Genomic DNA, 702 nt, shown 5'->3' on the forward strand with positions numbered 1-702 from the left:
AGCAACTGGTGAAGACCATGCAGCAACGACTTGGTGTGAATGCCAGTGTTGAACAGATTCAATTTAATCCCTATACCTTCGAAGCAACAATCCGTCAGCTGCAATTAAACACTGAGCAGGATGAACCGCTGGCAGCATGGGAAAAGCTTTATCTCAATCTGCAACCGTTGCAATTATTCAGGCTCACGCTGCGAATCGAGGATATCAGCCTGGCGAATACCGAATTGAATTTCCGGCGGTATACCAATACAGACAATACGTTAACCCGATTAGCCGATAAATGGGCGGCAACGGCGGAGCCGGAAAACGATGCCGAACGAGAAGAAGTCAGCGAGCAGGGTGATTCATTATTCACGCTGGAAATCGGGGCGTTCAACTACACTGATGGCAAAATTCTTTACCGGGATGAGGTTCCTAATGAGCCTTTTGAAACGGTCTTAAGTCCAATCAATATTCATCTTGAAAATTTCTCTACCGAGGCCGGACAAACCGCCAGCCAGGATCTGGTGATTGAACTGGAAAATAACGCCACGCTGACATTAGACGGAAATCTGAGCTTGTCACCGTTACAACTGGCAGGTCAGGTTAAGCTGCAAAATTTCAGCCTGCAAACACCCTATCGTTATCTGCAGGCGCAACTGCCATTTGAATTCAAAGAAGGTCGGCTGGATCTGCAACTGGCCTATGATATTGATATGGCGG

At 47.3% G+C, this 702-nt stretch carries 1 protein-coding gene; it reads left to right on the top strand.

Going from position 1 to position 702, the window contains the following annotated elements; genetic code table 11:
- Window positions 1-17: 17 nt before the first annotated feature.
- Window positions 18-702: DUF748 domain-containing protein (locus B3O33_RS12845; RefSeq protein ID WP_292363774.1), on the top strand; the 685-nt coding region annotated here is incomplete at its 3' end.

Source organism: Methylophaga sp. UBA1464, from assembly GCF_002325665.1.
Classification (GTDB): domain Bacteria; phylum Pseudomonadota; class Gammaproteobacteria; order Nitrosococcales; family Methylophagaceae; genus Methylophaga.